At 70.6% G+C, this 25,124-nt stretch carries 23 protein-coding genes and 1 pseudogene; 10 read left to right on the top strand and 14 right to left on the bottom strand.

Annotated elements, in window-relative coordinates; genetic code table 11:
• Positions 1-39: 39 nt before the first annotated feature.
• From HS99_RS44910 to HS99_RS41235, 5 genes are all read right to left on the bottom strand, one after another.
• On the bottom strand, positions 40-345 hold the full coding sequence (locus tag HS99_RS44910) for an RNA-dependent RNA polymerase family protein (RefSeq protein ID WP_030556391.1): 306 nt from the start codon (positions 343-345) through the stop codon (positions 40-42).
• Between the two features lie 115 nt (positions 346-460).
• On the bottom strand, positions 461-1,669 hold the full coding sequence (locus HS99_RS15265; RefSeq protein ID WP_030556394.1) for a cytochrome P450: 1,209 nt from the start codon (positions 1,667-1,669) through the stop codon (positions 461-463).
• Positions 1,670-1,708: 39 nt separating this feature from the next.
• On the bottom strand, positions 1,709-3,103 hold the full coding sequence (locus tag HS99_RS15260; RefSeq protein ID WP_030556396.1) for an NAD(P)/FAD-dependent oxidoreductase: 1,395 nt from the start codon (positions 3,101-3,103) through the stop codon (positions 1,709-1,711).
• Complete coding sequence (locus HS99_RS15255; protein WP_030556398.1) at positions 3,093-3,320, bottom strand: ferredoxin; 228 nt, start codon at positions 3,318-3,320, stop codon at positions 3,093-3,095. Before HS99_RS15255 ends, HS99_RS15260 begins: the two co-directional genes overlap by 11 nt.
• Positions 3,321-3,570: 250 nt before the next feature.
• On the bottom strand, positions 3,571-3,732 hold the full coding sequence (locus HS99_RS41235; protein ID WP_232543265.1) for a hypothetical protein: 162 nt from the start codon (positions 3,730-3,732) through the stop codon (positions 3,571-3,573).
• Positions 3,733-4,278: 546 nt separating this feature from the next.
• Here HS99_RS41235 and HS99_RS15250 point away from each other — a divergent pair.
• From HS99_RS15250 to HS99_RS15240, 3 genes are all read left to right on the top strand, one after another.
• Positions 4,279-4,563 (top strand): hypothetical protein, encoded by a 285-nt coding sequence (locus HS99_RS15250; protein WP_046385941.1) that lies wholly within the window; start codon positions 4,279-4,281, stop codon positions 4,561-4,563.
• Positions 4,564-4,796: 233 nt separating this feature from the next.
• On the top strand, positions 4,797-5,216 hold the full coding sequence (locus tag HS99_RS15245) for a hypothetical protein (RefSeq protein WP_030556402.1): 420 nt from the start codon (positions 4,797-4,799) through the stop codon (positions 5,214-5,216).
• Between the two features lie 61 nt (positions 5,217-5,277).
• A complete protein-coding gene (locus HS99_RS15240) occupies positions 5,278-5,661 on the top strand; it encodes a MarR family transcriptional regulator (protein WP_030556403.1) in 384 nt (127 codons plus the stop codon).
• Between the two features lie 353 nt (positions 5,662-6,014).
• On the opposite strand, the gene HS99_RS15235 is transcribed toward HS99_RS15240, so the two are convergent.
• Entirely contained in the window at positions 6,015-6,425 is a 411-nt protein-coding gene (locus HS99_RS15235; RefSeq protein WP_030556406.1) for a hypothetical protein, read from the bottom strand.
• A gap of 188 nt (positions 6,426-6,613) precedes the next feature.
• Between HS99_RS15235 and HS99_RS15230 the strand changes: the two genes are divergently transcribed.
• The 3 genes from HS99_RS15230 to HS99_RS45870 all read left to right on the top strand — a co-directional run bounded on the left by HS99_RS15230 (position 6,614) and on the right by HS99_RS45870 (position 10,336).
• Complete coding sequence (locus HS99_RS15230; protein WP_030556414.1) at positions 6,614-6,883, top strand: hypothetical protein; 270 nt, start codon at positions 6,614-6,616, stop codon at positions 6,881-6,883.
• Positions 6,884-6,891: 8 nt separating this feature from the next.
• The gene (locus tag HS99_RS15225) at positions 6,892-7,830 is read left to right on the top strand and encodes an ATP-grasp domain-containing protein (protein ID WP_234344554.1); all 939 of its coding nucleotides are present in this window, start codon (positions 6,892-6,894) and stop codon (positions 7,828-7,830) included.
• 1,492 nt (positions 7,831-9,322) lie between these two features.
• Positions 9,323-10,336, top strand: coding sequence for a hypothetical protein (locus tag HS99_RS45870; RefSeq protein WP_158876575.1), 1,014 nt, complete (start codon positions 9,323-9,325; stop codon positions 10,334-10,336).
• A 479-nt stretch (positions 10,337-10,815) separates the two neighbouring features.
• Here the strand turns inward: HS99_RS45870 and HS99_RS45865 are convergent, their stop codons facing one another.
• Positions 10,816-11,232, bottom strand: coding sequence for a hypothetical protein (locus tag HS99_RS45865; RefSeq protein ID WP_198549607.1), 417 nt, complete (start codon positions 11,230-11,232; stop codon positions 10,816-10,818).
• A 468-nt stretch (positions 11,233-11,700) separates the two neighbouring features.
• On the opposite strand from HS99_RS45865, the gene HS99_RS15205 reads away from it, so the two are divergent.
• Together HS99_RS15205 and HS99_RS46670 are read left to right on the top strand one after the other, a co-directional pair.
• Entirely contained in the window at positions 11,701-12,648 is a 948-nt protein-coding gene (locus HS99_RS15205; protein ID WP_050366184.1) for an ATP-dependent DNA ligase, read from the top strand.
• 155 nt (positions 12,649-12,803) lie between these two features.
• Entirely contained in the window at positions 12,804-13,064 is a 261-nt protein-coding gene (locus HS99_RS46670) for a hypothetical protein (RefSeq protein WP_232543266.1), read from the top strand.
• Positions 13,065-13,240: 176 nt separating this feature from the next.
• Here the strand turns inward: HS99_RS46670 and HS99_RS15195 are convergent, their stop codons facing one another.
• Positions 13,241-13,549: a peptidase inhibitor family I36 protein gene (locus HS99_RS15195; protein WP_030556427.1), complete on the bottom strand. Its 309-nt coding sequence runs from the start codon at positions 13,547-13,549 to the stop codon at positions 13,241-13,243.
• A gap of 1,247 nt (positions 13,550-14,796) precedes the next feature.
• On the opposite strand from HS99_RS15195, the gene HS99_RS41230 reads away from it, so the two are divergent.
• Positions 14,797-16,365 carry an IPT/TIG domain-containing protein gene (locus HS99_RS41230; protein WP_170066666.1) on the top strand — a complete coding sequence of 523 codons (1,569 nt, stop codon included), beginning with the start codon at positions 14,797-14,799 and terminating at the stop codon, positions 16,363-16,365.
• A gap of 922 nt (positions 16,366-17,287) precedes the next feature.
• On the opposite strand, the gene HS99_RS41225 is transcribed toward HS99_RS41230, so the two are convergent.
• From HS99_RS41225 to HS99_RS15175, 3 genes are all read right to left on the bottom strand, one after another.
• On the bottom strand, positions 17,288-18,805 hold the full coding sequence (locus HS99_RS41225) for an IPT/TIG domain-containing protein (protein WP_267885579.1): 1,518 nt from the start codon (positions 18,803-18,805) through the stop codon (positions 17,288-17,290).
• 224 nt (positions 18,806-19,029) lie between these two features.
• A complete protein-coding gene (locus HS99_RS15180; protein WP_030556430.1) occupies positions 19,030-19,773 on the bottom strand; it encodes an IPT/TIG domain-containing protein in 744 nt (247 codons plus the stop codon).
• A 128-nt stretch (positions 19,774-19,901) separates the two neighbouring features.
• Positions 19,902-20,582 (bottom strand): right-handed parallel beta-helix repeat-containing protein, encoded by a 681-nt coding sequence (locus HS99_RS15175; protein ID WP_232543268.1) that lies wholly within the window; start codon positions 20,580-20,582, stop codon positions 19,902-19,904.
• 461 nt (positions 20,583-21,043) lie between these two features.
• Between HS99_RS15175 and HS99_RS15170 the strand changes: the two are divergent.
• A pseudogene (locus tag HS99_RS15170) lies at positions 21,044-21,628 on the top strand (transposase); the annotation flags it as partial.
• A 665-nt stretch (positions 21,629-22,293) separates the two neighbouring features.
• On the opposite strand, the gene HS99_RS15165 reads toward HS99_RS15170, so the two are convergent.
• The 3 genes from HS99_RS15165 to HS99_RS15155 form a co-directional block, all read right to left on the bottom strand.
• The gene (locus HS99_RS15165; RefSeq protein WP_046385673.1) at positions 22,294-23,886 is read right to left on the bottom strand and encodes an IPT/TIG domain-containing protein; all 1,593 of its coding nucleotides are present in this window, start codon (positions 23,884-23,886) and stop codon (positions 22,294-22,296) included.
• 239 nt (positions 23,887-24,125) lie between these two features.
• Positions 24,126-24,431, bottom strand: coding sequence for a hypothetical protein (locus tag HS99_RS15160; protein WP_030556434.1), 306 nt, complete (start codon positions 24,429-24,431; stop codon positions 24,126-24,128).
• A 142-nt stretch (positions 24,432-24,573) separates the two neighbouring features.
• A complete protein-coding gene (locus tag HS99_RS15155; protein ID WP_030556436.1) occupies positions 24,574-24,771 on the bottom strand; it encodes a hypothetical protein in 198 nt (65 codons plus the stop codon).
• Positions 24,772-25,124: the final 353 nt, after the last annotated feature.

Genomic DNA, 25,124 nt, shown 5'->3' with positions numbered 1-25,124 from the left:
ACGCCTTCTTCTCGGCGTGGCCGCCGAATTCGCTGCGCATCACAGAGAGGACCTTGTCGGTGAACTCGCCCCGGCGCCGAGACTCGACACGGGGTTGAACTCGGCCACGACGGCGGCCACCGGCCGTTCGGTCTTCGAGCGGGAGGCGGCTGCGCGGATCTTGTCCCGCAGCACCCCCAACGCTCGTTGCGAGGGCCAGCGTTGCAGGTAGAACCTGCCCCGCCATTTCCACGACTCCACCTTGCGATGGTGGAAGCCGGGAAACTCGAAGCCCTGTCCGCCCCGGGTGAGGCAGACGATGCCGGACTTCTCCGGATGCAGCTGCATCCCCAGCCCGCCCAGCACCTCCGCCGCCAGCTCCCGCGCCTGTTCGGCGACAGGACCACGAGACGGTCTACTGCGGCAGGTGACCGTCCATCATCGAAACGGCAGATGTCGCTCGGCCCTCGTTCCGTGGTGCTCAAGCCGTCAGGCCCTCGATCGCCACGGGAAGATGGCGTGGGCCGCGCAGTACGGCGTTGGTGCGGTACGGCGGCGGGTCCTCGAGCAGCCCGGAGAACTTGACCCGGCGGAACAGTTCGGGCACGGCCGCATGTAGTTCTATGCGGGCGAGCGGGGCGCCGAAGCAGTAGTGGATGCCGGTGTAGAAACCCAGGTGCTCGTTGTCCTTGCGGTCGGGATCGAACCGGTCGGGGTCCTCGAAGCGTTTGGGGTCACGATTGGCCGCGGCCAGCATGAGCCAGACCGGCGAGCCCTTGGGGATCGTGGTGCCGGCGACGTCGATGTCGGCCAGGGCGGTGGTCCACGGGACGAACTGGACCGGGGGCTCGAACCGCAGCACTTCCTCGATGAGCGGGACGGCCAGGTCCGGGTCCTTCTGGAACCGCTCAAGGACGTCGGGGTGGCGCAGCAGAGTGAGGGTCGTATTGGTGATCGCGTTGACGGTGGTCTCGTGGCCGGCGACCAGGAGCAGCACTGCGGTGGCCTCCAGGTCTGCCGGTGTCATGTCGGGGGCGAGGGCACTGAGTATGCCGGGGCCGGGGTGGCGGCGTTTGGTCTCGATCAGGTCGGACAGGTAGGCGCCCATGTCCTGGCGTGCCCGCTGTGCCTTTTCCTGGCCGTCGTCGCCGCCGGGGCGGGGATCGAGTGACGACGCCAGGGCATCGGCCCAGATGTGGAAGCGCGGTTCGTCCTCACGCGGCACGCCGAGGACCTTGCAGATGGCGGTGACGGGTAGGGGGTAGGAGAAGTCCTCGACGATGTCGACCTGGTCCTTGCCTTCGAAGGCGTCGAGCAGCTCGGTGACGACCGTGGCCAGGTCTGCGCGCAGGCCGTCGAGGAATCTGGGGCTGTGCGGGGGACCGAACGGCCGGTTGATGGTGTCGCGCAGCCGGTCGTGCACGGGCGGGTCGGTGAAGATGAAGCTCGGCGGCAGACCGGTCTCCTCCGCCGGGTGCCCGACGCGGGCGTAGCCGGGCGGGCGGTTGCGTGTGTCGTTGCTCAGCCGCGGGTCGTTGGCAAGGTTCCGCACCTCATAGTAGGTGCTGACCAGGTAGGTGCCGTCGTCCTCCCGCCTGACCGGTTGCTCGCGCAGTTCCGCGTAGAGCGGGTACGGATCGGCTCGGTTGGCGTAGTCGGTGATCTGCGCGGTGATGGTGCCGGGCGTCATGGTCTCTCCTGAGGGCTCCGGGCGGCACAGGGCCGGTGATCAGGCATGCGACGGAACGAACTCGACACGCCGCTCGCTCGGTGAGTGACCCGTCAGCGTGACGGTGGGCCCGTGGGTGGGCAGGTGGGGGTCGGGGAAGGCCGGGTCGACCGGCTCCAGCGTTTCGGTGCGACGGTCGACCGTGCCGTACTCCGGCGGGAACGGCGCGGCGGCCTCGATCTGCTGCTGGTAGAACCCCAGCCACTTGGCTCCGTCGAAGGACGCCGCGGCGATGACGCGGCCGTGGTACCCGTACACCGCGACGAACCGCTCCTCGGCGAGCGTTCCCTGGGCAACAACCAGTTGGTCGCCCAGCGAGGGCACGCCCACGGACTTGATGTTGACGCCGAACTGGGAGGACCAGAACATCGGCAGCCACAGGTGCGGACGGCGATCGGGACCCGCACAGATCATGTTGTGGGCGGCGATCTCGGCCTGTTCGACCGCGTTGCCCCAGTGCTCCAGCGACAGGAACTGGTAGTCGAACAGTGGGTGCGGGCTGCGTGCGACGTCGCCGGCGGCGTAGATGTCGTCGGTGACGATGCCGTTGACGTCGAAGACCCGGCACCCGGCGTCACACGCGATCCCCCGGGGGCCCGCGGCCAGCCCGGAGCCGGCGAGCCAATCGGTGTTCCTGATGGCTCCGAGCGAGACGACCGCCACCTCCGCCTCGATCGCCGAGCCGTCCGACAGATGGGCGCGCCTGAGTCGTCCGGCGTAGTCGCCTTCCAGAGCGGTGACGCTGATGCCGCAGCGCAGATTGACTCCCTTCCTGCGCTGCAGCCGGTCCGCGACCGCGCCGATCACCCCGCCCAGTGCGCCCACCAGCGGTGCAGGACCGCGTTCGGCGACCGTGACCTCAAGGCCCCGCTCCCGGCAGGCGGAGGCGACCTCGGAGCCCGTGAAACCGGCGCCGATCACCAGCACCCGGGACGGGCTGCCGGCCAGCTTCCGGTCCAGGCGTACGGAGTCGTCGCGGGTACGCAGCACGAATACCCCGTCCAGCGCGGCCTCGTCCGGGTGGATCCAGGGTCGCGCTCTGGTCCCGGTGGTGATCAGCAGGCGGTCGTAGGGGACGGTGTCGCGGTTCGCCAGGCGTACCCGCTTGGCCTGCCGGTCCAGGCCCTCGGCGGCGACGCCCAGACGCCATTCGGCATCGATCTCGCGCCGTCGCGGCAGCGCGGTGTCCTCGGCCCGCGCTCGCCCGAGCAGCGCCTGTTTGGACAGCGGCGGCCGGTCGTAGGGCTCGTACGGCTCATCACCGATCATGGTCAGGGACCCGGTGAAGCCCTTGTCCCGCAGGGTCTCCGCCGCGCGCAGACCGGCCAGCGAAGCACCGACGACGACGATGCGGCCCTCCCGCCGCAGGACCTCGACGTCCGCGTCAGCCGACATGGGGCTCCGCCCCCCTCGTCGGCTCGTCGGAGTAGTCGACAAGGATGGCCTGGACCGGGCAGGCGGCAGCAGCCTCTTCCACCCGGTCGCGCTGCGCCTCGTCGAAGCGAGGGGAGAACAGCAGTGCCTCATCGCCATGCAGGGCGAAGACGTCCGGGGCGAGAAAGACGCACTGCGCGTATCCCTGGCACCGGTTGAGATCGACGACAAGCCTCATGGGGAACCCGCTCCCTGCGCGGGCCGCGGTGTCCGAGCCCCGCAGCCGTCCGCGCTCGGTCCATGTGGTCAGTAGGCATGCCTCACTTTCAGGTTCAGCCCTCCGCAGAGCCCCCGCAAGGCAAGGACAGTGCTGGGCAGGTCAGGCGCCTATGGCACCTCTCGATCGCAGCGGATGTTCGCGCACGTTCTGCAGAACCGGCTCGGCTTGTCGGCGTTAGCGAGGCATGGTGCCGCATCCATCGCGGCTCTCATGGCTTGAGGACGACCTTCTCGCAGTGGTCCTTCTTGTTCTTGAACAGGTCGTAGCCGGTCGGTGCCTCGGTCAGGGGCAGCCGGTGGGTGATCACCCAGGTGGGAGCGATCTTGCCCTGCTCGATCAGGCCCAGCAATGGCTTCATGTACTTGTGCACGTGGCACTGCCCAACGCCCCAACCCACCCACCACACCCACCAGACAGGGGCCCAGAGCTGCGACACCCGCTGGGCGGCGCCGAGGTCTGGGCGGCCCGGTTGCGGGCCTGCTGTGTGGCGGTGCTGAAACCGAGATGGAACTGAAGCGGGCCGCCCGTGCGGGCACCTCCCAGCCGGCTGAGTGACCGGCCGCGAGGCCCGGGGATTCAGGTTGTGGCGGGAATTGGTCCAGCGCGGGCAGGCGGGCTGATGGCGGTGGATCACGAAGACCGTGCCGCCGAGGCTGACGAACCGTTCGGTGCGCACCCGGCAGCACGGCTCCTCCCGCACACGGGCCGGGGCGGCCAGGCCCTCACGGGTGCCGGAGCGGAGCGATGTGGAGGGGGGAAGGGTGGGTTGTAGTGGTCCGGGGAGCGGGTTGTAGCGGTGCGCAGGGTAGGACGGTTCGGGCGCAGGAGGCGGCACAGGATCGTGCCATCATGGTTACTGACTGGTAATCCGATGATGTCCAGTCAGTGATCCGTGTAATACCGTAAGGAGTCACCCATGCGTCGACGCATGACCGCCCTCGTCCTGACCGCAGCCTTGGCTGGCGGCGCCCTGGCGACGGTTGCCCAGGTCGCCTCCGCCCAGCCGGCGGCTGCCGCCTCGATCAAGGTCGACCTCAACAAGATGCGCCAGCAGGTCGCCGAACTGCGTCAGAAGGCCGACCGACTGGACCGCGCGGGCCAGCACGACGCGGCGCGCAAGACCCGTGCCCAGGCCGACGCGCTGCAGCGTCGGATCAACCAGATCGAAGCGGCCGAGCGGGACACCACCCACCACTTCTGATCTCCGGCGCCCTCGGCGGTCGCCGGTTCCGGCGGCCGCCACGCAGGTGCCAGTGGGCGGCGGCGTCGGGGCCGACGATCGTGGGCCAGTGGTCGCGCAGGCCGCCGCGTCCGACCCGGCCCGTCCAGCAGACCGCGCCCCGGCGCGGCCCTCGCGAGCCGCTGCCCGCCGCCGATCAGCGGCGACCGCTAGCGTGCGGCGCAGCCAGGACGGGTGACCAGGGAGGGTTTTGCGTGGGTGGCAGTGGATGGGCGGAAACCGGGCCCTACCAGGAGGATCTGGGAGCGGCATTCCGTCAGGCTCAGGCGCGGGAGCTGGCGAAGGACGATCACGGTTTTCCGGGGCAGAGCATCAGTGAGCTGTGGCGGGACGAGGACTGGCAGGAGTACATCCTGACGGGAGGCACCGGCACAGTGCTCGACTTCTACGCGCTGATCGACGCCGAAGGCGGCGACGACGTCGCCATGATGCGCCCACTGACCGGGAGCGAAGTCCGAAGCTGGGCTCCCAACGGCCGGCCCACGCGCGAACAGTGGGAGGCCGCGCTACCGCAACTCCTGAACCCTGTCGGCCGAGGAATGGGCCGGTGCACGGTGCTGTACCAAGATGGCGAACCAGCCGAGATCGCCTACTGGGGCTGTACCGCGGACTAGATTCAGCACCGGTCAAACTTCCTGCTCCCAAGACCGCTCCTCGGAAGAAGAAGGAGACCGCATGAGCTCCCCGGCCGCTGTCGAGTTCGCTGTCCGCTTCCTGGAGGCGGACGAGATCAACGCGCTGCTGCTCCGGGCCGGCTCGCTGCCCGGTGCGGATCTGCGGATGCTGATGTACTACGCGACCGCGGTGCCGATCGGTGAGGCGGTCACCAAGACGACCACCGACATCGGCCGCGAGCTCGGCCTGAGCACCACCAGCGCCTCGCGGAGCATCGGCCGGCTGGCGGCGGCGGGCTGGCTGGAGCTCTCGCACTCCGCCGTTGGCAGCCGCTTCTACGTCCTGGGCCGGGCGGCCCTGGGCATCGAGACGGACGAGAAAGACGAGGTGGCCGGCGAGGACGGACAGCTGGCGAAGGTCCACCAGCTGCGGCCGCGGGGCTGATTCCGCGTACATCGTTCCCCTGGAGGGGAACGATGCTGGTCAGAGCCGTGTGATGGTGCGGGGCGGTACCACTGGTGGTACCGCCCCGTTCTGCTCCTGCAGAACGAAGCCGCGGCTGGCGCGTACATCGTTCTCCCCGAGGGGAAAGCCGCTGCTCTGGGCGGTGTGATGTCGGCCGTCGGTAGCACTGGTGATACCGCTTCGTTCTGGTCGGGCAGAACAAACTCGAAGAGCTCGTGCGGGGTGCAACGCCGTGTTGCACCCCGCACGAGCTCTTCTTGCGTGGTCCATATGCCCAGGTCAGGGGCGCAACGCGGTCCGGTCGTGTTGTAGGCCGGCGGCCTGACGTTTCATCAGGCGGGAGCGTCCGGACCGGCGACGGGTACCACCAGGAGCCGCCTGGCTTCCTGCTGCCGGTCGGCGAGGATGTGGGCGAACAGCCGCGACATGAGTGCCTGGCGGCGGTGCGCGTCGCCGCCGCAGGCCTGCGCGCAGCCATCGCACTGCGCGCTCGTGCCGGGGCAGCCGGGCGGGCAGGAGTGGCGGCGGTTGGCGTGTCCGAGGAGCAGTTCGGGCAGCTGGGAGGCTGCTCGGACCGCCGGGTCGGCGTAGCAGCCGGTGCCGTCGAGGTAGGCAGCGGTGAGCCAGGCCTCGAGGTAGACGTGGGCGTTGTCGGTCGTGCGGGTGAGCTGGTCCAGGACGTCCTCGTCGGCGGGCTCGGGCGCAACGTCGTCCAGGCGGCCGGTGACGATGTGGTCGAGCAACCCGGCCCCTCAGAAGGACCACACCGTTCCGGCCACCCGACCGCCTGACGCGGCGCGGGGTCGGGCCGGCGGCTTGATGCGCCCGGTTTGTTGAGTCGTCAAGTTCTTCGATATGCGGCAACGCCTCAACGGTGCTGTGCTGGTGGAAAGACCACACCTCACCAACCCCTCCGTGGAGGTGACTCACCATGGCATCGTTCAAGCTCGGAGACCCCGTGGCCGAGGACGTGCAGGCCCGGTCCAGAATCTCGACCGAACTGGCTCCTCCCGTCATCCTCAGGGCGCAGCCCGACTCGTTCGTACGCCTGAACACGCCGGAAGAGCTCCGGGACTGGGAGGAGGCTGTCCGTGCCACCACCGGGATGCGCATCGACGCCTCCCGCATGGGAGGCTCGGCTTCGGAGTCGTGCTCGTGCGGCTGCTCCGACGACTGCTGCGTGGACTGCCCCGCCCAATGATCCTCACGGTGTCCGTCGAGGACGATTTCCACACCCACGTCATCCGGGATGCCGCCGTCCGTCGCGGCTTCCGCGACTTCCACGTCCTGGAGTGCGACCGGATCAGCGGACGTCCCGGCCTGACGTGGAGTTCGCATGGGGACGCACCTAGCACCGTCCTGACCTCGGAGGGGCGCATCATCCCCCTCGACGCGGTGTCGGTGCTGTGGTGGCGGCGGATGCGGGCGAACCAGCAGGCCTCCGCCCGCGCGTCGACCGACCACCAGTGGCGCCTGGTCGACAACGACAGCCGCGGCGCTCTCGGCGGCATCCTCGCGGCGTGCTTCCGGGGCCAGTGGATCTCCACCCCCGAAGCGACCGACCGCGCCGCGGACAAGTTGTACCAGCTCTCCGTAGCGCGGGAGGCGGGCTTCCGGGTGCCGCGCACGCTCGTCACCCAATCCCGCGACGAGGTGCTGGAGTTCGCCCGCACCGTGGACCGCGTGATCGTCAAACCCGTGGTGGGCGCGACCGGCCCGCTCATGTTCACCCAGTACATCGACGATCCGCGGGCCATCCCCGAGGAGTCCTTCAGCGTCTGCCCGGCCGTCTACCAGGAGTACATCCCCGGCCGCAGGCACGTCCGGCTCAACTGCTTCGGCGAGCGCATGTACGCGGCCCTCATCGAGACCGACCGGCTCGACTGGCGGCCCGACCTCAACGTGCCCATCTCCAGGTGGGACGTGCCGCCCGATGTGGGCCGCGGGGTGGCGGAGGTGCTGGAGCGACTCGGGCTGCGCATGGGCGCCATCGACATCAAGTTGACCCCGGACGGTGAGCCCGTCTGGCTGGAGGTCAACCCGCAGGGGCAGTTCCTCTTCCTGCAGCCCCTGCTGGGGGAACCGCTCGACGACCACTTCCTCGACTTCCTGCTCTCCTGCGTGGAGGCTGGCGGACACGACCGGTGATCCATCCGCCGCATCTCCTCCGGGCACCCGCGACGATCCTTTGACGTCGGCCGCAGGGCTCCCACCGACCCCGTCCCGTCGGCGGCGGCGTGCGGGCCCCCCGCGGGGCGCCGGTTCCCGGACCCGCCCGCCGACCTGCGAGGAGTCGGCGCCGAGCGCCCGACGCCGGAGACTGTGGCGCGATGTGGGATGCGGCCGATGAGGTGGGGGCCGGGTGGTTTCCTGTGCGTGCCCCAGAGCCAGGGGAGCTAGAGCAGGAGCGGCTTCACTCCGCCCTCGACTACATTCCGCCGACCGAGTTCGAACGCGACTTTGGGCAAGGCCAGGCGGGTGGTCTCCATCTCCGCCCGCCAGCCAGCCAGGAAGGTAAGTCGAGGTGGTGAGTTCGGCCCGTCACCCCCGATGAGCAGCGCAAACAGGCGGCAAGCGAAGACGGAGGCCGGTGGCCGAACCGAACCGCGGACCGAACCCCCAGCCGCACCCCGTACCGAACCACGAGCCGCACCCCCGGCCGAACAGCCCGGGCCCCCGTGCGCGGGCAACCAGTCGACGGGATAGACCGGCGTCACGTCCGGCGGTGGCGTCCGGTGGGCCGGGCCGGCGATGCCCGGGTTCCACGACGCACCACCCCGCCGAACACCGGGCCGTCCCCGACGGCCCAGCCGGGGACCACGAAGGCCGCCAGGCCGCCGGGCAAGTCCCGCCAGCCAGCGCCGCAGGCCACCCCGACCCGACAACGCACCACCACCCCACCCCCACCACCAGGAGGACAAGGGCACGCAGAGAGGGATGTCGGCTTTTCCGGCCACCTTGGTGGGCCCTGTGAGCTGCACAGATGCCACCCCGCGCCCGGGACGGGGGTGCTCGCATCAGGAGCCACATCGGGAGCCGCATCGGGAGCTGTGTTTTCGACAGGTAGAACGGGGCTCTGGCTCAACTTCTGTGGAGCTACGCCGTGCGCGCTCCGACGGAAGCGGTCCCTGACCTGCGGGTTTCGCCTTCCGAGACTCCGGCATGCCCGGGCTCGGGCCGGCACCACAGAAGTTGGGCCAGAGCCTAGAACGGGAGCCACCTGGGCAACGAGTTCGAGAGCCACTTGTGAACTCGTGAACGGCTTCTGTATCGGAGTGATCGAGGCTGGCCGCTCACACTGTCGGCACCTCGTTCGAGCGACGCCGTGTCAGGCCGGCTCGGGGCGGGGCCCGATCAGACGGACCGTCCTGAAGGCGCACGTCGCCCGGTACTGCAGCGGCCTGGAGAAACCGGCCCGGCCATCCGGCTGCCGCCGAATCAGCCAAGTGTTCCGGGGGGTGTCCGGGCGGTGACCGGCGTGTACCCGGGTCGTTGAAGCAGATTGGACAGCCGAGTTGTGCGGCGCCCCGGTCGTGGTGGCCCGGTGCGCCGTGGTGTGCGGCGCGGCTTCCGTCTTCCCCGGGCCTGGACGCTTCGGCGTTCTGAGGCCTGGTCCAGATGCGAGCGAGAGGACAACGGCGTGGCCGGACGGTCTGGTCTGTATATCGGTGGGATTCTGGGCAAGGGCCGCAGCAGCGGCCGGGCCGGGCAGGCAGCCGTGCTGGTGGTCGCGGCGGTGCTGAGCGGTTCGGCGATGCCCGCGCAGGCGCGGGCGCAGGCATCTGCCCGTGATGCCGCTGCGGCGGCACCGGTGACGAAGGTGTACGCGACACCGGGCACGTACGAATTCACCGTCCCGAAGGGCGTCACTCAGCTGACGGCCACGGCGGTCGGCGCCGGTGGCAGCGGAGGCGGTGGAGGCTCCGGCGGCAACGGGAACCAGTTCCAGTTCGGTGGCGGCGGCGGTGGAGGCGCCGGCGGCAACGGCGGCGGGGCTGTCGAGTGCGTCTTCCCGGTCAAGCCCGGACAGGTCATCCACCTCGCCGTGGGGAAGGGCTACCCCGGCGGCCGCGGCAGCCACAGCTGGGACCCCGAGAACCGCTACAACGGCGAGGGCGGCTACGGCGGCGACTACGGCGACGATTCGTGGGTGTGGGACAAGACGACGAACAACTCCATCAGGGCCAGGGGCGGCCTGGGGGCGTGGGGCGGAGGGGGAGGAGAGTCGGCGAAGGGGAGCTCGCAAACCACCCGCGATCTGAGCGGTAAGGGCGGCAAGGGCGGCCCGTCCAACGAGAGGGTCGGTGGCGGGACCTGGGACACTCGCGGCCCCAAATGCGCCAACGATGCGCTGGCCAGAGGGGGCAAGTTCGGAGATTCCGGTCGGAACGGGGAGGACGGCAATCACGACCGGGGAGACGGCCGCGGAGGTGACGGCGGACGCGGCGGAGCCGCCGGTGTGACGACGCCCTGGGGCGCGATTGTCCCACTGCCGAGCATGGCGGCCTGCCCCGAGAACGCGCGCGGGAAGGGCGGCGACGGAGGCCGCGGCGGGGACGCGGGGGACTGGAACCGGAACTATGACAACTTCTACCCCAAGCCGGGTGAGGATGGTAAGGCCGGCCAGAGTGGCTGCCTCGTACTGACCTACTGAGAGCACGGGCCCCCGCCCGGGCCGGCTGACCAGTCGGCCCGGGCGGGCAGGCCCGGTACATCACGCCCGACCTGCCGACGCAGACAGAGATGGTGTGACCCGGGCGGGTCTCCCGCCGGATCGGCACCCTGCCAGGCCCCGCTAGACCGGTCCGACCCCACAGCCAGAAGACCATGCTTGCGCGACAGGTTCGCGTTGCCCGCCCTGGAGCACTCTGCGGCACCACAGCTCGGCCAAGTGGCGTAGCCGAGGCTCGCCCGCACCATCTACCCCAGTACTCAACCAGTGTCGATGGTCCAGGACCGCAGGTGGCTCTCGATTCCGTTGCCTAACTGGCTCCCGAATTAGGGCAGCGTCACCAGCTCCCGGGGAGCGCGCTCGGCATCCCCGGCCACTGTCCTGTGCCACCGATCCTTGACCGATTGCCACTGAAGTTGGACCACTGGGCGGTTCGTGCCATCGAACCTTGACCGCCCTGGTCAGACCGGTTCCGGATCAGTCGACGGCTTCGTGCCGCCGGACGGCTCCGGGGATTCGCAGTCGCTGGGTCCGAACTGCTCACCGATGTTGTTCCACATGAAGCCGTCCCGCCAGCCCGGCTTCGCGCCAGCCCAGCCGAGCAGCGCCCCGAGGACCTTCTCCTGGGAGATCGTCAGTGTCTGATAGTGCAGCTCAGCCACGCCGTCCCTGTATTCGAGCTGGAAGGTGTTGTTCTCGCGGAGCCGGACCTGGATGTACCAACTTCCGGGCTGCCTCTCGTCCACCCGCTCCAGGACCATGTGGGCGTTACCGCGCCGCAGGTTGGCCAGCATCGTCCCGATAGCCGGCTTGGACGGGCGTTTCACCACGTGGCCGCGCTCGTTGGTCGCAATCAGCATGGCCAGATCATCCAGCAAGGGGCTGACACCGCTCGGTGAGCCCTGACCAGGGCGGTCAAGGTTCGATGGCACGAACCGCCCAGTGGTCCAACTTGAGTGGCAATCGGTCAAGGATCGGTGGCACAGGACAGCCACCGGTGCGGGGTGCGCGGGACGGGAGAACGGCACATCGACACTCATAGGAACAATTGTTCGATACATGGTTCGAGTGATTAAACGTCAGCTCCGGCCGCTGCCGACACGGGCCTACCGTGGACTGAAGAGACCGCTGAGGTGGACATGGCCCCGAGCGCAACGATGACCTGCGACGCCTGCGGACGCACCGCTCCCTGGAACCCTCGGGGGGCCTGCTCCCTCGCGTGCTTCGACCAGCCACGCCCCACCGCAGAGGAACAGCATGACATGATCGACGCTGCCCCGGAGGCGCTCGCCTACTTCCTCGCGATTCCTCCGGGTACCTCCACGGACGAGGACGGGTAGGCCGCCATGCTGCCCTTCGACCTGCCGGTCGACGTCGCGCTCGGCCGCCCCGTCACCGACTTCCCCTCCGGTGGCGGCCTCAGCCTGGAGCCGAAATGGGACGGTTGGCGGGCGCTGCTGCGCACCGGTCCCGATTCCAGGGTGTTCAGCTGGCACGGCACGGATCTCACCCGCGCGATGGCCGACGTCGCCCACACCGCCCGACGGCTGCCCGAGGCCGTCTACGACGGCGAGCTCCTGGCCGTCACCGACGACGGCACGGTGTCCTTCACCCTCCTGCAGACCAGCGCGGGCAAAGGGCCGAAGCCCGGCGCCGGGTTCAGCGTGGTGTTCGTGGCGTTCGACCTCCTCGCCACCGGCAACGACACCACCGACCTTCGCGGCCAGGCGTACCGGGAGCGCCGGGAGCGGATGCTCGCCCTGCTCGACGGTGCCCCCGCCGGGATCAGGCCCACCCCCGCCACCGGCGACGACCACGGGGCGCTGGCCTGGGTCGGCTCGCTGGGCGGTGCCATCGAGGGTGTCGTCGCCAAACCCCTCGGCCGCCCCGACCTACCGCGTTACGGCTCCGCCTGGACCAAATGGCGCCGACGCCACACCGCAGACGCCGTCATCACCGGCATCACCGCGGCCGCCAACCCCAACCAGCAGGCCGCCGTCCTCTCCCGCCCCGACACCGACGGCCGGCTGCGCGCCGTCGGCGTGAGCCTTCCCCTCACACCCGAGCTGCGGCGCGAACTCGCACCACAGCTGCACCCCGCCGCCGACGACCAGCTCGCCGAGCTGCCCGGCACCGTCGGCGGACTACCCGGCAGCCCACCCGTCTCCTACCTGCCCGTCGTCCCCGAGATCGTCGTCGAAATCCTTGTCGACCAGGACCGCCCCGAATTCGGCCGTTACCGTCACCGGCCCCAGATCGTCCGTGTCCGAGCCGGCCCCACACCGAATTGCTGAGGCCGTGCGCGCCGCGTATCTGGAAGGCCGGTCCATCGCCGCCCTCGCCCGCGACCACGGCGTCAGCCGCGGCGCGATCCGGACGGCCGTCGCCGACCTCCTGCCCGACCAGGCCGCCATCGAGGAGGACTCCCCGGCTGCCGGTCACCCTCGACATGCCGGCCAAGGTCGCCGACTTCCTCCGCAGCACCGAACTGGACCCCGCCGAGCGGGACGCGCTCGACCAGGGGGTGACCATACGACGTGGGCAGGGCTACACCCTGCGCGTTAGCGCCGTCCCTGCCGTGCACCTCGGACTCCTCGCCCGCTGCCAGTCGCTCGACGGCGGCCCTGGCGCTCCGGCGGTTCCGGCCCAGCGCAAGGCCCGCCGCGAGTACGAGAACCTCGTCAGCACCCTCGCACTGACCGGACCATGATCGTTCTCAGCGCCAACCGCTGTACCGATGCACCAAGGCCGGAAGGCCCCGGCCGACAACCGTTTTGCTCGACGTGCGGGCCACTGGGGTGAGCCAGCCAGACGCCGCTGGGCGGGAGACGTCAGGCATGCTCACGCCGATGTCTCCCGCCCAACGGCGCGATGTGGAAGCGAAGGCTACGCGAACCTGACCGACGAGATCGTGTCGTTCCAGCCAGCGGGAACGTCTTCCGCCTCTCGGGGTTGGATTTCGAGACTCTCGCCGCCGTACTTGACGTCCTTATACACCGTGACCACGCGCTCGGTGTTGTTGTAGAAGGAACTGGCCGCGTCGTTGAAATCGTAGTCACGCAAGTCGGGGATGTCTTCGTCGGTCGACAAGACCTTCCCCATGTCACGCGTGTTGAAGCCGTAGTTGTCGTAGAGGCCGAGGCACTCGGGCCTGCATGCCTCTTTTCCCGCTCCCTGCTCGATATGGACACCCACACTATCCTCCTAGGTCATCTGAGACGGCACTGGCGGTTTCGCGTCTGGAACCAATCAGCCGACGATCTGAGCCGACAACGATGAAAACGTGCCACGGATGAATTCCGGCCGTCCTAGGATTCTCGCACCACGCCCTGCGCGACAGGTTCTGCGACATGCGCCCCCGGGCCCAGACGACAACAGCATCACGCCCGCAGCCGGCTCAAGCACATCGACGACGAGCCGGCCGGGGAAGCGGCGGCGTAGCGGGCGGGGTCGTTGAACGCGATGGCGTCGACTGTCTGGTGCTGGTCGACGCCATCGGTGCCTGCCGGATAGCTCTTGAACTGTCATCAGAACGTCGGGCCGGTGGTCACTGGGGTCGTGGGAAGTGCCGGTCGAGGATCTGCATCCAGGTCGGCAGGCCGACGAAGCGGCTGGTGTCGTCGGCCTGGGCCTGGACGAGTTCGAGGAGGGCTGCGGCGAACGGGGCAACGAGCCGGCCGACCGTCCACCGGCACGTCCGCCACCGTTTCGATGGTGGAAGCCGTGCACCCGCCCCACCGGCGTACCGCACGCGGGAGACGGCATTGGATCCTCCCGGGTGCGCGCGGTCACCCAAATCACACCACACTCGCCCGTCACGCCCTCGACCGCCAGCGCCGACAACCCCGAAAACACCACGTCCACAAGCCCATTGAATCTCGCACACCACGCCAAAGATGCCGGTCACCTCTGCTTACCACCGATTGCGGGACAGAACCGGTCACCGTACAGACCCAGGCTTGCGGAGCCCACCGGCCGGCGGGTTGGTTCCTCGGGGGGGGCGAAGGCTGACTCGTGTGCTGCGCCGTTCGGGTGATGCTGCGTCGAGGGCTCTTGCTGACTGTGTGAGCGTCCTGCACGGTTTGCTGTATTGGAATCGGCGGGTTGCCCATCCCCCGGAGGAACGTGGCAGGGATGGGCCGCGCCGGTCTTTCGCTGGGGCGTCGGCGTCGCGGGGCGGCAGCCGAGATTCCCGCGGGGAGGGATCTCGTTCTCTCAGTCCGGTCTGTCAGGCGTGCCGCGGGGACTGCTCCGGGCTGGGCCGCCTGTGCTGCCGTGCCTGCGGGCGCGGCCGGAGGGAGGACGGCGTGAACGCTGGACCAGAACCGGGACGTGGGCGCTGGCCCTCCCCGATAGTGACCGGGGCGTCGTCGGCCCTGGACCGCTCGGCGGCGCCGGCGGCCACCGCTCCGGTGGCTACCGTGCCGGTGGGTGCGGGTCCGGTGGGGGTGGTCATCACCCCCAACGGCCGGTGGGCGTACGTCAGCGACTTCGGTGACGGCACCGTCAAGGTGATCAGCACGTCGACCAGGGCGGTCACCGCCTCGATCGACGTGGGCTCCGGTCCCTGGGGTCTCACGGCCACTCCGGACGGGCGGCAGGTGTACGTGGCGAACTACGCCGCGAATACCGTCCAAGTGATCGACACGGCCACCAACACGGTCAGCGGCGCCGTCACCGGCATGGCCAACCCGGTTGGGCTGGCCGCCACCCCGGACGGCAGCCGCGTGTACGTGGCCTGCCAGGGCCTGAACAGGGTGCGCGTGATCGGCACCGCGACCCTGACGGTCCTCGGGGAGATCGCCGTCGGCACCGGGCCGCGGAACGTCACGGTCTCCCCCGACGGGCGGCACGTCTACGTGAGCGAGGAGGGCGACAACGCGATCAGCGTCATCGACACCGCCACCGGCACCGTCACCGCCCGCCTGACCGGCTTCCTCTTCCCCCGGGTCTGCGCCGTCACCCCGGACGGACGGTACCTGTACGTCCCCAACTACGGCGGCAACATCGTGGACGTCATCGACCTGGCGACCGGCACCATCATCGCCGCCATCCCGGGCTTCAGCCTTCCCTTCATGGTCGCGATCACCAGGGACGGCACGCTCGCCTACGTCTCCGACAGCGGCAACGGCACCGTCAGCGCCATCGACACCGCCACCCACACCATCGTGCGCACCTACGGCGGACTGAACACCCCCTACTTCCTCGCCGTGACCCCGGACGACCTGCAGATCTACGTCGTCAACAACGGCGCCAGCACCGTCAGCGTGCTCCCCGGGCTCACCGGCCTGTTCCCGGACCAGGGGCCCACCGGCGGCGGGACACCCGTCACGATCATCGGGACCCACCTGACCGGGACCACCGCCGTCCACTTCGGCAACCGGCTCGCCACCCACGTCGTGGTCGTCGACGACAACGAGATCACCTGCGTCACCCCGGCCGGCCAGGGCGTCGTCAACGTCACCGTCACCACCCCCGGCGGCACCAGCTTCCCCGTCCCGTTCTACTACATCCCCCCGCCCCGTATCACCGCGCTCCATCCCAGCGCCGGACCGGTGGCGGGCGGCACCACCGTCACCATCGAGGGCCGCAACCTGCAAACGGTCACCACGGTGACCTTCGGAACCGCCACCCTGGTCCCGACCGTGCTCTCCGACAGTCAAATCACCGTCACCACCACACCCGCGGCGCCCGGCACCGTCCCTGTCGTCGTCACCACCGTAGGCGGCGTCGCCGATGACGCCACCTACACCTACCTCGCTCCCCCGTCCGCCACCGCCATCAGCCCGGTCACCGGCCCCGCGGCCGGAGGCACCACCGTCACCCTCACAGGCACCGGCCTGGCCACCGCGACCAACGTGGCCTTCGGCACCACCTCCGCCGCCTTCGTCGTCGTCTCCGACACCCTGATCAACGCCACCGCCCCCGCGCACACGGCGGGCGCCGTCGAGGTGACCGTCGCCACCCCCGGAGGCAGCGCCACCGCACCCGAGCCCTACATCTACACCTGAGGACCCCGGCGCAACGGCCCGGGGGCAGCGGCTGGGAATCGCCGGGGCCCTGACCCGTCGAAGCGTCCAGCGCGGTGGGCTGTATCGGAATCGGCGGGCTGCCAGTCCCGGCCGCAGGAGCGTGGCAGGAATGGGCAGCGCCGGTTCTTCGCTGGGTCGCCGGCGTCGGCGGGGCGGCGGGGCGGCGCGACGGCGCGACGGCGCGACGGCCGAGATTCCCCCGGAGGGCCGGATCTCGTTCTCTCGGCCCCGACCGTTGGGCAGGCCGCCACTCCTCCGGGCTGGACCGCCTGCGCTGCGCCGGCTGACGTGACGACGCCGGCGCCAGGTGTCCACGATCTGCTGGGCCACCGCCCCCACCACCAGGGCGCGCGGGGGCCGGGCTCCCTGTGGTGAGGGGCCCGGCCCGGTCTGCGGTTGGTCTCAGTCAGGCGCAGGGGAGCAGTGCCGTCCCCCTGCTCGCGGTCAGGTGTAGGTGTAGGCGCCGGGGAGGGTCGCGGTGCCGGCGGCGGTAGTGATGGTGACGTCGGCGGGGCCCGTGGTGGGGCGGGGATGTCGATGGCCACGGTGGTGTCGGATCCGACGCTGAACCGGGTGAGGATGCCGCCTACGGCGGCAGTGGTCGTGGTGGCCAGGTGCGGGCCGGTGACATTGTGTTCTTGCCGAAGACGGAGCCGGTGGTGGTGCTCAGGCCGCTGAGGACCGGTGGGTCGAGGTAGATGTAGGAGACCGTGCCGGTGGTGAGGCCGCCGCCGGTAGTGACGGTGAGAGGTAGCGCGCCCGTGGGGCCGCGGTGTCGGCGGCGGTGGAACCCTGGTCCGGGGAGACAGGCGTGGACAAGCTCCTGGTGTGAGTGGCCGGCCCGCCGGGCGCGGTGACGGTAGGTCGGCCATCCGGGGGCTGCCGGTGCAGGGGGCTGGTGTCAGATACCGGGCGCGGGGAGTCGGGTGTAGGGGTTCGCGGCGCTGGGGCCGCCGGGGGTGGTGACGGTGACGCCGACCGGACCGGCGGGGCCGGGCGGGGCGTCGGCGACGAGGTGGGTGTCGGAGACGACAGTGAACGCCGCGGGCACCGCGCCGAAGAGCACCTGGCTCGTCTGAGCAAGGCCGGTGCCGGTGAGGGTGACGCTGTTCCCGCCGGAGACGGGACCTTGGCTCGGGCTGAGCGCGGTGACGGTGGGCGCGGCCAGGTAGGTGTAGGTGACCGCGGCGCTGGTGCCGCCGACGGTGGTGACGGTGACACCGACCGGACCGGCGGACCCGGCGGGGACCACCGCGGTGATCTGGGTGTCCGAGACCACGGTGAACGCCCCGGCGGGGGTGGACGCGAAGCGCACCGCGGTGGCCTCGACGAGGTGGGTGCCGGTGAGGGTGACGGTGTTCCCGCCCACCAGCGGGCCCGCGGCCGGGGTGACACCGGTGAGCACCGGGGCGGCGACGTAGAAGTAGGCGCTGGCGAGGGTGCTCGCGCCGCCCGGGGTGGTGACGGTGACGCCGACCGGACCGGCGGATCCGGCGGGGGCCACGGCGGTGATCTGGGTCGGGGACACGACGGTGAAAGAGGCGGCCGCCGCGGCGCCGAAGGCGACCGCGGTGGCTCCGGTGAACCCGGTGCCGGTGAGGGTGACGGTGTTCCCGCCGGATGTGGGCCCCTGGTTGGGGCTGACACCGCTCAGGACGGGGGCCGCGGAGTAGGCGTAGGGGATCCCGTTGCTGGTGCCGCCCGCCGTGGTGACGGTGACCTGCACGGTGCCGGTCCCGGCGGGGGCCACCGCGGTGATGTGGCTGTCGGAGACGACGGTGAACGAGGTCGCGGGCAGCGCGCCGAAGCGCACGGCGGTGGCGGTGGCGAACCCGGTGCCGGTAAGGGTGACCGTCGTACCCCCGGCCGCCGGACCCGAACTCGGGGCCACCGACGCGAGAGTGGGGAGCGGGGCGGTGGTGTAGGTGAAGGGGACGCCGTTGCTGGTACCGCTCCCGGTGACCACCGTGACCTGGACCGTCCCCGTCCCCGGGGGTGTCGTCGCGGTGATCTGCGTGCCGGAGACGACGGTGAAGGAGGCCGCCGCGGTCGTACCGAACAACACGGCGGTCGCGCCCGTGAACCCGGTGCCGGTAAGGGTGACCGTCGTACCCCCGGCCGCCGGACCCGAACTCGGGGCGACGGAGGCGAGGGTCGGTCCGGAGGTGGTGCTGTAGGTGTAGGTGACGAACTGGGTGCTGATGCCGCTGGGGGTGGTGACGGTCACCTGCACCGTGCCGGTCCCCGGGGGTGCGGTGGCGGTGATCTGGGTGTCGGAGACGACGGTGAAGGACGCCGTGATGGCGCCGAATCGCACGGCGGTCGCACCGGTGAAGGCAGTGCCGGTCACCGTGACACGGGTGCCGCCCGCAGCGGGCCCCGAAGCCGGCGAGACGGAAGTGACGACGGGGGTGGCCACGGACAGGGGCCGCGCGCCGGACGAGGCGCGCGATGGGGCGGGGTGGTTCAACAGGTGCTCCTTCGGCAGCGGCCGGAGCCTTGGCCCGACCCGGGTTGCGGGCCGGGGCTGGTGGGGGTGGGCGCGGGTGGACGCCGACCCGGTCGGGGGAAGGAGCACCCCCCACCGGGTCGGCGGTTCACGGGCCGTTGTGGTGACCGGACGTCAGCGGCCCGGTCGCCCGGTCAGATGCCGGGGCCGGCGACGTAGGTGAAGGCGCCGGTGCCGGTGGCGCTGCCGCCGGTGGTGGTGACCACGATGTCGGCGGCGCCGGCGGTTCCGGGCGGGGTGACCGCGGCGATCTCGGTGTCGGAGACGACATCGAACGGTGCCGGGGCGCCGCCGAAAGTGACCGACTGGGTGGTGGTGAACCCGCTGCCGGGGATGGTCACCGCGGTGCCGCCGGAGGTCGGCCCCGCCGCGGGGACCGGGGTCCCGATGGTGGGCCCGTCGACGTAGGTGTAGGACAGGCCGTTGTTGGTGCCGCCCGCGGTGGTGACGCTGACGCCAACCGACCCGGCCGCCGTGCCCGCCGGCACGGTGACGGTCAGCTGGCCGTCGCTGACCACGGTCGGGGTCGCGGAGGCGCTGCCGAAGTGCACGGCGGTGGCGGTGGACAGCCCGGTGCCGGTGATGGTGACGGTGTTGCCGCCCGCCGTCACGCCGGAGGTGGGGCTGATGCCGGCCTTGAACGGCGCGCCGATGTAGTAGAACGACAGCGGGTTGCTGGTGCCGCCCGGGGTGGTCACGGTCACCGGAACCGTGCCGTTGCCGGACGGGGAGATGACGGTGACCGAGGTGGCCGTGTTGGCGGTGATGGTGCCGAGCTTGGAGCCGAAGTGCACGGCGGTGGCACCGCTGAGGTTGGTGCCGGTGATGGTGACGGTGGTTCCGCCTCCGGTCGATCCCTGGTTGGGAGAGATGGGCATGGCGCTGCCTCCTTGGTTGGATGGGTGTTGCGAGGGCATGGCGAACCGCGACCGCATGGTCGTGTTGGCCGCTGGTGGCGACGGATGTCGCGTGAGGGGGCCTGCGGCCGAGGGCGTCGGCCGGGCCGTCAGCCGCAGCCGGGCACGCTGCCTGACGGGGCACAGTTGTCCGGGGTGTTCCCGCTGATCGTGCTGACCAGCGTCGTCACGCCGCCGGAGTTGACGTAGATGCCACCGCCGCTGTCGGTGGCGCTGTTGCCGGTGACGGAGCTCGTGGTCAGCGACACCGCGCCGTTGTCGGTGTAGATCCCGCCCCCGGCGACTGCGGTGTTGCCGGTCACGGAACTGGCGACCAGGGAGAGCGTGCCGCCCAGGTTGGCGATCCCGCCGCCCGGATAGGGCGTCACCGCGCTGCCGCCGCGGATGGTGACCCCCGCCATGCTGAGCTGGCCGTGGGTGTCCGGCACGTTCGAGGCGCCCTCGACCTGGAGGATCCGGAAGGGCGGCGCGCCCGGGTCTCGGGCGATGGTGTTCCCCAGGCCCAGCAGGGTGATCGGGGCGGTGACGGGCGGCAGCCCCACCGGTCCGTCGGGTCCGCCGCCGTGGGCGCTGGTGAGCGTGTAGGTGCAGCCCGGCGTCAGCGCCAGGGTGTCCCCGCCGACGGCGTTCGCCGCGGTGATCGCCGCCACCAGAGCGCGCTCGCTGCACAGGACGGGTGTCTGGGCGTGCGCGGTGGCCGGGACGGCGGCCAGGCCCACGCCCAGGACGCAGACACCGAGGACGGCTCGCCAGGTGCGGACAGTTGGCATGACGCCTCCACAAGAGGTTGCGCGAGCCACCGCACCATCCGGTGCCGACCAGCGGCACCGGATGGCGAACCACGTCCTTCCCCAGGGGAGCCCAGCGGGCACCAACCGCCCGGAAGCACAGTCGCGTCACAGGTGGGCCGACGTCCACTCCCCGGAGAGGATGGGCGGCCCACCGGATTGACACCACCAGTAAGCCGTCGGAGTGAGCCAGCCACAAGAAGGTTGACGATACGTCACCGTAATGGAGCAGCACGTGACGGCCGTAGCGTCTCGCGTGCACCACCGGCCACGCACAGCCCTACCACCGGCCACGCACCCAGAACGCCGCACACACTCCCCAAAAACCCGACCGCAGCGGCACCGCGCCGCGGTCTGAGTAGAAAATGCAGCCGCGCTCCAGGCCACCGCGGCCAGCCGCCTTCCACAGCGCGGCCACCGGCAGCTCGGCGCGGTGGTGGCTGGTGGACCTGGCGCTGGCGCCCGAGCACCGGCGCGGGCACGGTGCTCTATACGGCGCGCTGAACCGGGGCCGCCTGGACACCAGTCGGCTGCTGGACCGCGCTGGCTGGCCTGTCGCTGCCGCGGGCCGTCGGCGGGCGTCCGGTGCTCGCGGTGGACGTCTCCCCGTGGCTGCGGCCGGGCGCCGGGACCTGCCCGGACCGCTCGTTCTGCCACACCTATGGCCGCGGCGACGCCAAGCACCAGATGATCCCTGGCTGGCCGTACTCGTTCGTCGTCGCGCTGGAGACTGGCCGCACCTCTTGGACCGCCGTCCTGGATGCGGTGCGGCTGGAGCCCAGCGCCGACCTGGCCGCCGTCACCATCGCCCAACTCCGCAACACCGTAGGCCGGTTAATGGAGGCAGAACAGTGGACGGCGGGCGATCCGGAGATCCTGGTGGTGATGGACGCCGGCTACGACGCCCCGCGCATCGCCCACCTGCTCGGCGACCTGCCGGTGCAGGTCCTCGGCCGACTCCGCTCGGACCGGTGATGCGCCGGCCGGCGCCCAGCCGCGCGGAGTTTGCCGCGGGACAGCGGGCGGGACAGTCCTCGACCGCACCGGACGGGGACGGCGGCGAGCAGCACGACGCCCTGGACGGCCCGGACGGCGGCGAGCACGGGCGGCGAGCCGGACACCGACGAGCGGCCAGGCGGCAGCCGCCGACGTCCGATCTGACAGGAGGACAAACCGGTGCGTGTCACAAACCATTGCCCGTGACGCGCACCATCCGGCCCCCGAAAAGATCCGCCAGGACCGCACGGTGCCCACCCCGCCCGCGGCCCCGGGCGCGCTGCCGCCGAGGACGAACGCGGCGATCGTCTCGTTGACCGCCATCGCGTGCTGGGCACCAGAACGGCCGGCGCCCCGAGCCGTGCCGCCCATCTCCGGGCGGGGCAGGCCGAGCACCTGCCCGGCCGCCTCCAGCCCGGCAGAGCCTTCGAGCCGCCAGGTCTTATGCCGGTCCCGGGTGTTGCCGTCGGAGGCGACCAGGCCGTGCAGCGCGAGATCGCCGAGCGCCTGCCGGATCACGGTGTTCGACGCCGCCCGGGGGCGCAGCAGTCCGTCTTCCGGACGGGCACCACCGCTTATGACGGTGTCGCGGAGCTGCTGTCCTGGCCCGCCCGCCTCGACCTCGCAGCGGGCCACGGTGCCCGGCCCTCGCGTTGCGAGCGGTGGCGAGGCGGCTCGGGAGCCTACGGACGTGAGGTCAGATGTTGGGATCGGCGGTATAGGTGAACGTTCCGGCAGAGCTGCCGCCGGGGCCCGTGATGATGACGTCGACGGTGCCGTCGGCTCCGCTGGGCGGGGCGGTGGCGGTCAGGGTGGTGTCGGAGACGACCTCGAACGGTGCCCGGATGCCGTTGAAGGTGACCTGGTCGGTGGATGCGAGGCCGGTGCCGGTGATGGTCACCTGGGTGCCGCCGGCGGTCGGTCCGGCGTTGGGGCTGACGCCGGTTTCGGTGGGCGGGTCAACGTAGGTGTAGGACAGCCCGTCGGTGCTCCCGCCGGGGGTGGTCACGGTGACGGCGACACCGCCCGGCGCCGGGGCACCGGCGGCCCTGACCGTGATCTGGGTGTCGGAGACGGTTTGGATGACGGCTCGGGTGGGGCCGAAGTACACGTCGATGGCTCCGGCGAGGTTGCGGCCAGTGATGACGATCTCCTGGTCGCTGCCTGCGACGGGGCCCGCGACGGGGCTGATGTCGGTGAGGGCGGGGACCGGTGTGTAGTAGAAGGATCCGAGGGTGCCGGTGCCGCCCGGGGTGGTGACCGTCACGGGGACGGCACCGGATCCGGCGGGGGTGAGGACGGTCATCGATGTCGTTGTGTTGGCGGTGATAACTGCCTGGGCGGTACCGAAGTGCACGGCGGTGGCGTTGGCCAGGTTGTGGCCGGTGAGAGTCACGGTGGTCTGCCCTCCCGTGGACCCGTGGCCGGGGATCACGGTCGTCGCCATATCGCTGACGCTATTTGCAGGCGCGTTGGTCACGTAGGCGTGCGTACCGTCGGGGAAGACCGCGATAGCGGTGGGGCCGCCTCCCACGCCGCTGTTCTCGACGACGGTGTTGGTGGCGGTGTCGATCACACTCACCGTGCCCGGGCCGGAGTTCGCCACGTACGCGTGGGAGCCGTCCGGGCTCACTGCCACGAAGCGCGGCTGGGCGCTGACACCGACGACGGCAGTGACCGTGTTCGTTGCGGTGTCGATCACGCTCACCGTGGAGTTGCCGACATTGGTGACGTAGAGGTGAGCCCCGTCGGGGGTAAGCCCCAGCAGGATGGGGACGGGACCGACGGTGATCGTGGCGGTGACGGTGTTGGTGGCGGTGTCGATCACGCTGACGGTATTCGAGGCGAGACACGCGACGTAGGCGCGAGTCCCGTCCTGGGTAATGACCAGGCCGGTCGGGCCGTCCCCGACGGTGATGGTGGCAGTGACGGTGTTGGTGGCGGTGTCGATCACGCTCACCGTGTTCGTGGTCTGCCGTGTCACGTAGGCGCGGGCGCCGTCCGGGGTGAGCGCTACGACCGTCGCTCCCGCCCCTACGGGGATGTCCGTGACGATGGCGTTGGAGACGGTGTCGATCACGCTGACGAGACCGTCGTCGTAGACGGTCACATACGCCCGGGTGCCGTCCGGACTGATCGCCACGAAGGTGGGACCGGCCCCCGCGGCGATGGTGGCGGTGACGGTGTCGGTGGCGGTGTCGATCACGCTCACCGTATTCGAGCCCCGGTTGGCCACATACGCACGGGCCGCATCGGGGGTGAGGGCGACTCCCTCCGGTGTGTCACCCACGGGAATGGCGGTCCCTGCCGCGAACGCGGCATTCAACCCGGAGCGACGCACCTGGGCAGGCAGCAGCGGCGAACGCGATGGAAGGGTGAACATGACACTCCCTGAGGTAGGTGGGGGCGCTCTTGTCCCGCACACGGAAATGTCTGCTCCACCGCATGGGCCGGCAGCAGGCAGGCAACCGGCCCAAGACCGGACCGGCGAAGTACACGCCGTGCCAAGTACCCTCCCCATGAAGGCTTTTAACATCCGCTCGATATGTCCAATTTTCCGATGACCGCCTTTTCGGGGCCTAATTCGAGCGCTCGCTGGGCCGCGATGGCCGTCTCGGCGGCCAGGCTTGTCACCGCGTAGAGAGTCTTGATGGTGGTCTTGCCGGTCTTGCGGGGGCTGCACACGAGGGGGGTGGCGTGGGTCTTGCTGACCACCGACCCCTTCACCGCCGCCGCATCCTTGAGCGCGGCGGCGGTCAGGCAGACCATGCCGTCGCCGCCACCTCCGGAGGCCGCGAGCGCCCGCTTCCAGTTCCTCGCCTCGCTCATCAGCATGGACGCCAGCCACGACTGGCGCCGCGCCCCCTGGCCCGGCGAGTTCCTCCTCGCCTCCTGGTGGGGCTACGACCACACCGGCCTGGCCGCCGAGATACAGCAGAAGATCACCACCGCCTGGCCCCTCCTGCGCGCTGGCGCCTTAGGCAGCGACATCGCACGGGCCCAACGCGAGCACTGCGGTGCGGGTGCGCTCGAGCCAGCTCATGACCTGGCGCAGCGTGGTGGGGTCGAAGTGGTGGGTGAGGTCGCGGACGGCTTGGTGGTCGTCGTCGGTGAGGGTGTGGAGGCCGGCGCGGTCGAGGCCGGTGTAGAGGGGTCGAACCCCGGCGTCGGACACGTCATTTGGTGCTCGGGCTACTGGCGGATCTGCCGCGCAAGCTGCTTGACCCTGGCCGAGCACGCGGGGGATGCCACGCCGGACGGCATGCAGCAAGGTGGGCGGGATCCGCGGTCAGAGGTGCTGGGTGCCGGGGATGGATGGGGAGGTCGGCCCAGACGGTCTTGCCGTGCCAGTGCGGCCCCCAACCCCAGTTGCGGGCCAGCTGCTCCACGATGAGCAGTCCGTGCCCGTGGATGGCGTCTCGACGGGATCGAAACTGGTCGCGGAACTCCTCCGGTCCCCGAGCTGCCCACTGGTGAGAGCGGGTGTACAGGCCTGCCGCCCACCTCGCCTACACCGCAGGCCAAGGC

Source organism: Kitasatospora aureofaciens (genome assembly GCF_001188955.3).
In the GTDB taxonomy this organism is placed as follows: Bacteria; Actinomycetota; Actinomycetes; order Streptomycetales; family Streptomycetaceae; genus Kitasatospora; species Kitasatospora aureofaciens.
The sequence above is the reverse complement of the archived record's forward strand: the minus strand, read 5'-3'. Positions and strand labels throughout refer to the sequence as shown.

Coding starts and splice junctions, on each gene's coding strand:
- HS99_RS15265 (WP_030556394.1), bottom strand. CDS start 1,669: ATGACGCCCGGCACCATCACCGCGCAGATCACCGACTACGCCAACCGA.
- HS99_RS15260 (WP_030556396.1), bottom strand. CDS start 3,103: ATGTCGGCTGACGCGGACGTCGAGGTCCTGCGGCGGGAGGGCCGCATC.
- HS99_RS15255 (WP_030556398.1), bottom strand. CDS start 3,320: ATGAGGCTTGTCGTCGATCTCAACCGGTGCCAGGGATACGCGCAGTGC.
- HS99_RS15250 (WP_046385941.1), top strand. CDS start 4,279: ATGCGTCGACGCATGACCGCCCTCGTCCTGACCGCAGCCTTGGCTGGC.
- HS99_RS15240 (WP_030556403.1), top strand. CDS start 5,278: ATGAGCTCCCCGGCCGCTGTCGAGTTCGCTGTCCGCTTCCTGGAGGCG.
- HS99_RS15230 (WP_030556414.1), top strand. CDS start 6,614: ATGGCATCGTTCAAGCTCGGAGACCCCGTGGCCGAGGACGTGCAGGCC.
- HS99_RS15205 (WP_050366184.1), top strand. CDS start 11,701: ATGCTGCCCTTCGACCTGCCGGTCGACGTCGCGCTCGGCCGCCCCGTC.
- HS99_RS46670 (WP_232543266.1), top strand. CDS start 12,804: ATGCCGGCCAAGGTCGCCGACTTCCTCCGCAGCACCGAACTGGACCCC.
- HS99_RS15180 (WP_030556430.1), bottom strand. CDS start 19,773: ATGCCCATCTCTCCCAACCAGGGATCGACCGGAGGCGGAACCACCGTC.
- HS99_RS15175 (WP_232543268.1), bottom strand. CDS start 20,582: ATGCCAACTGTCCGCACCTGGCGAGCCGTCCTCGGTGTCTGCGTCCTG.
- HS99_RS15160 (WP_030556434.1), bottom strand. CDS start 24,431: ATGCTGATGAGCGAGGCGAGGAACTGGAAGCGGGCGCTCGCGGCCTCC.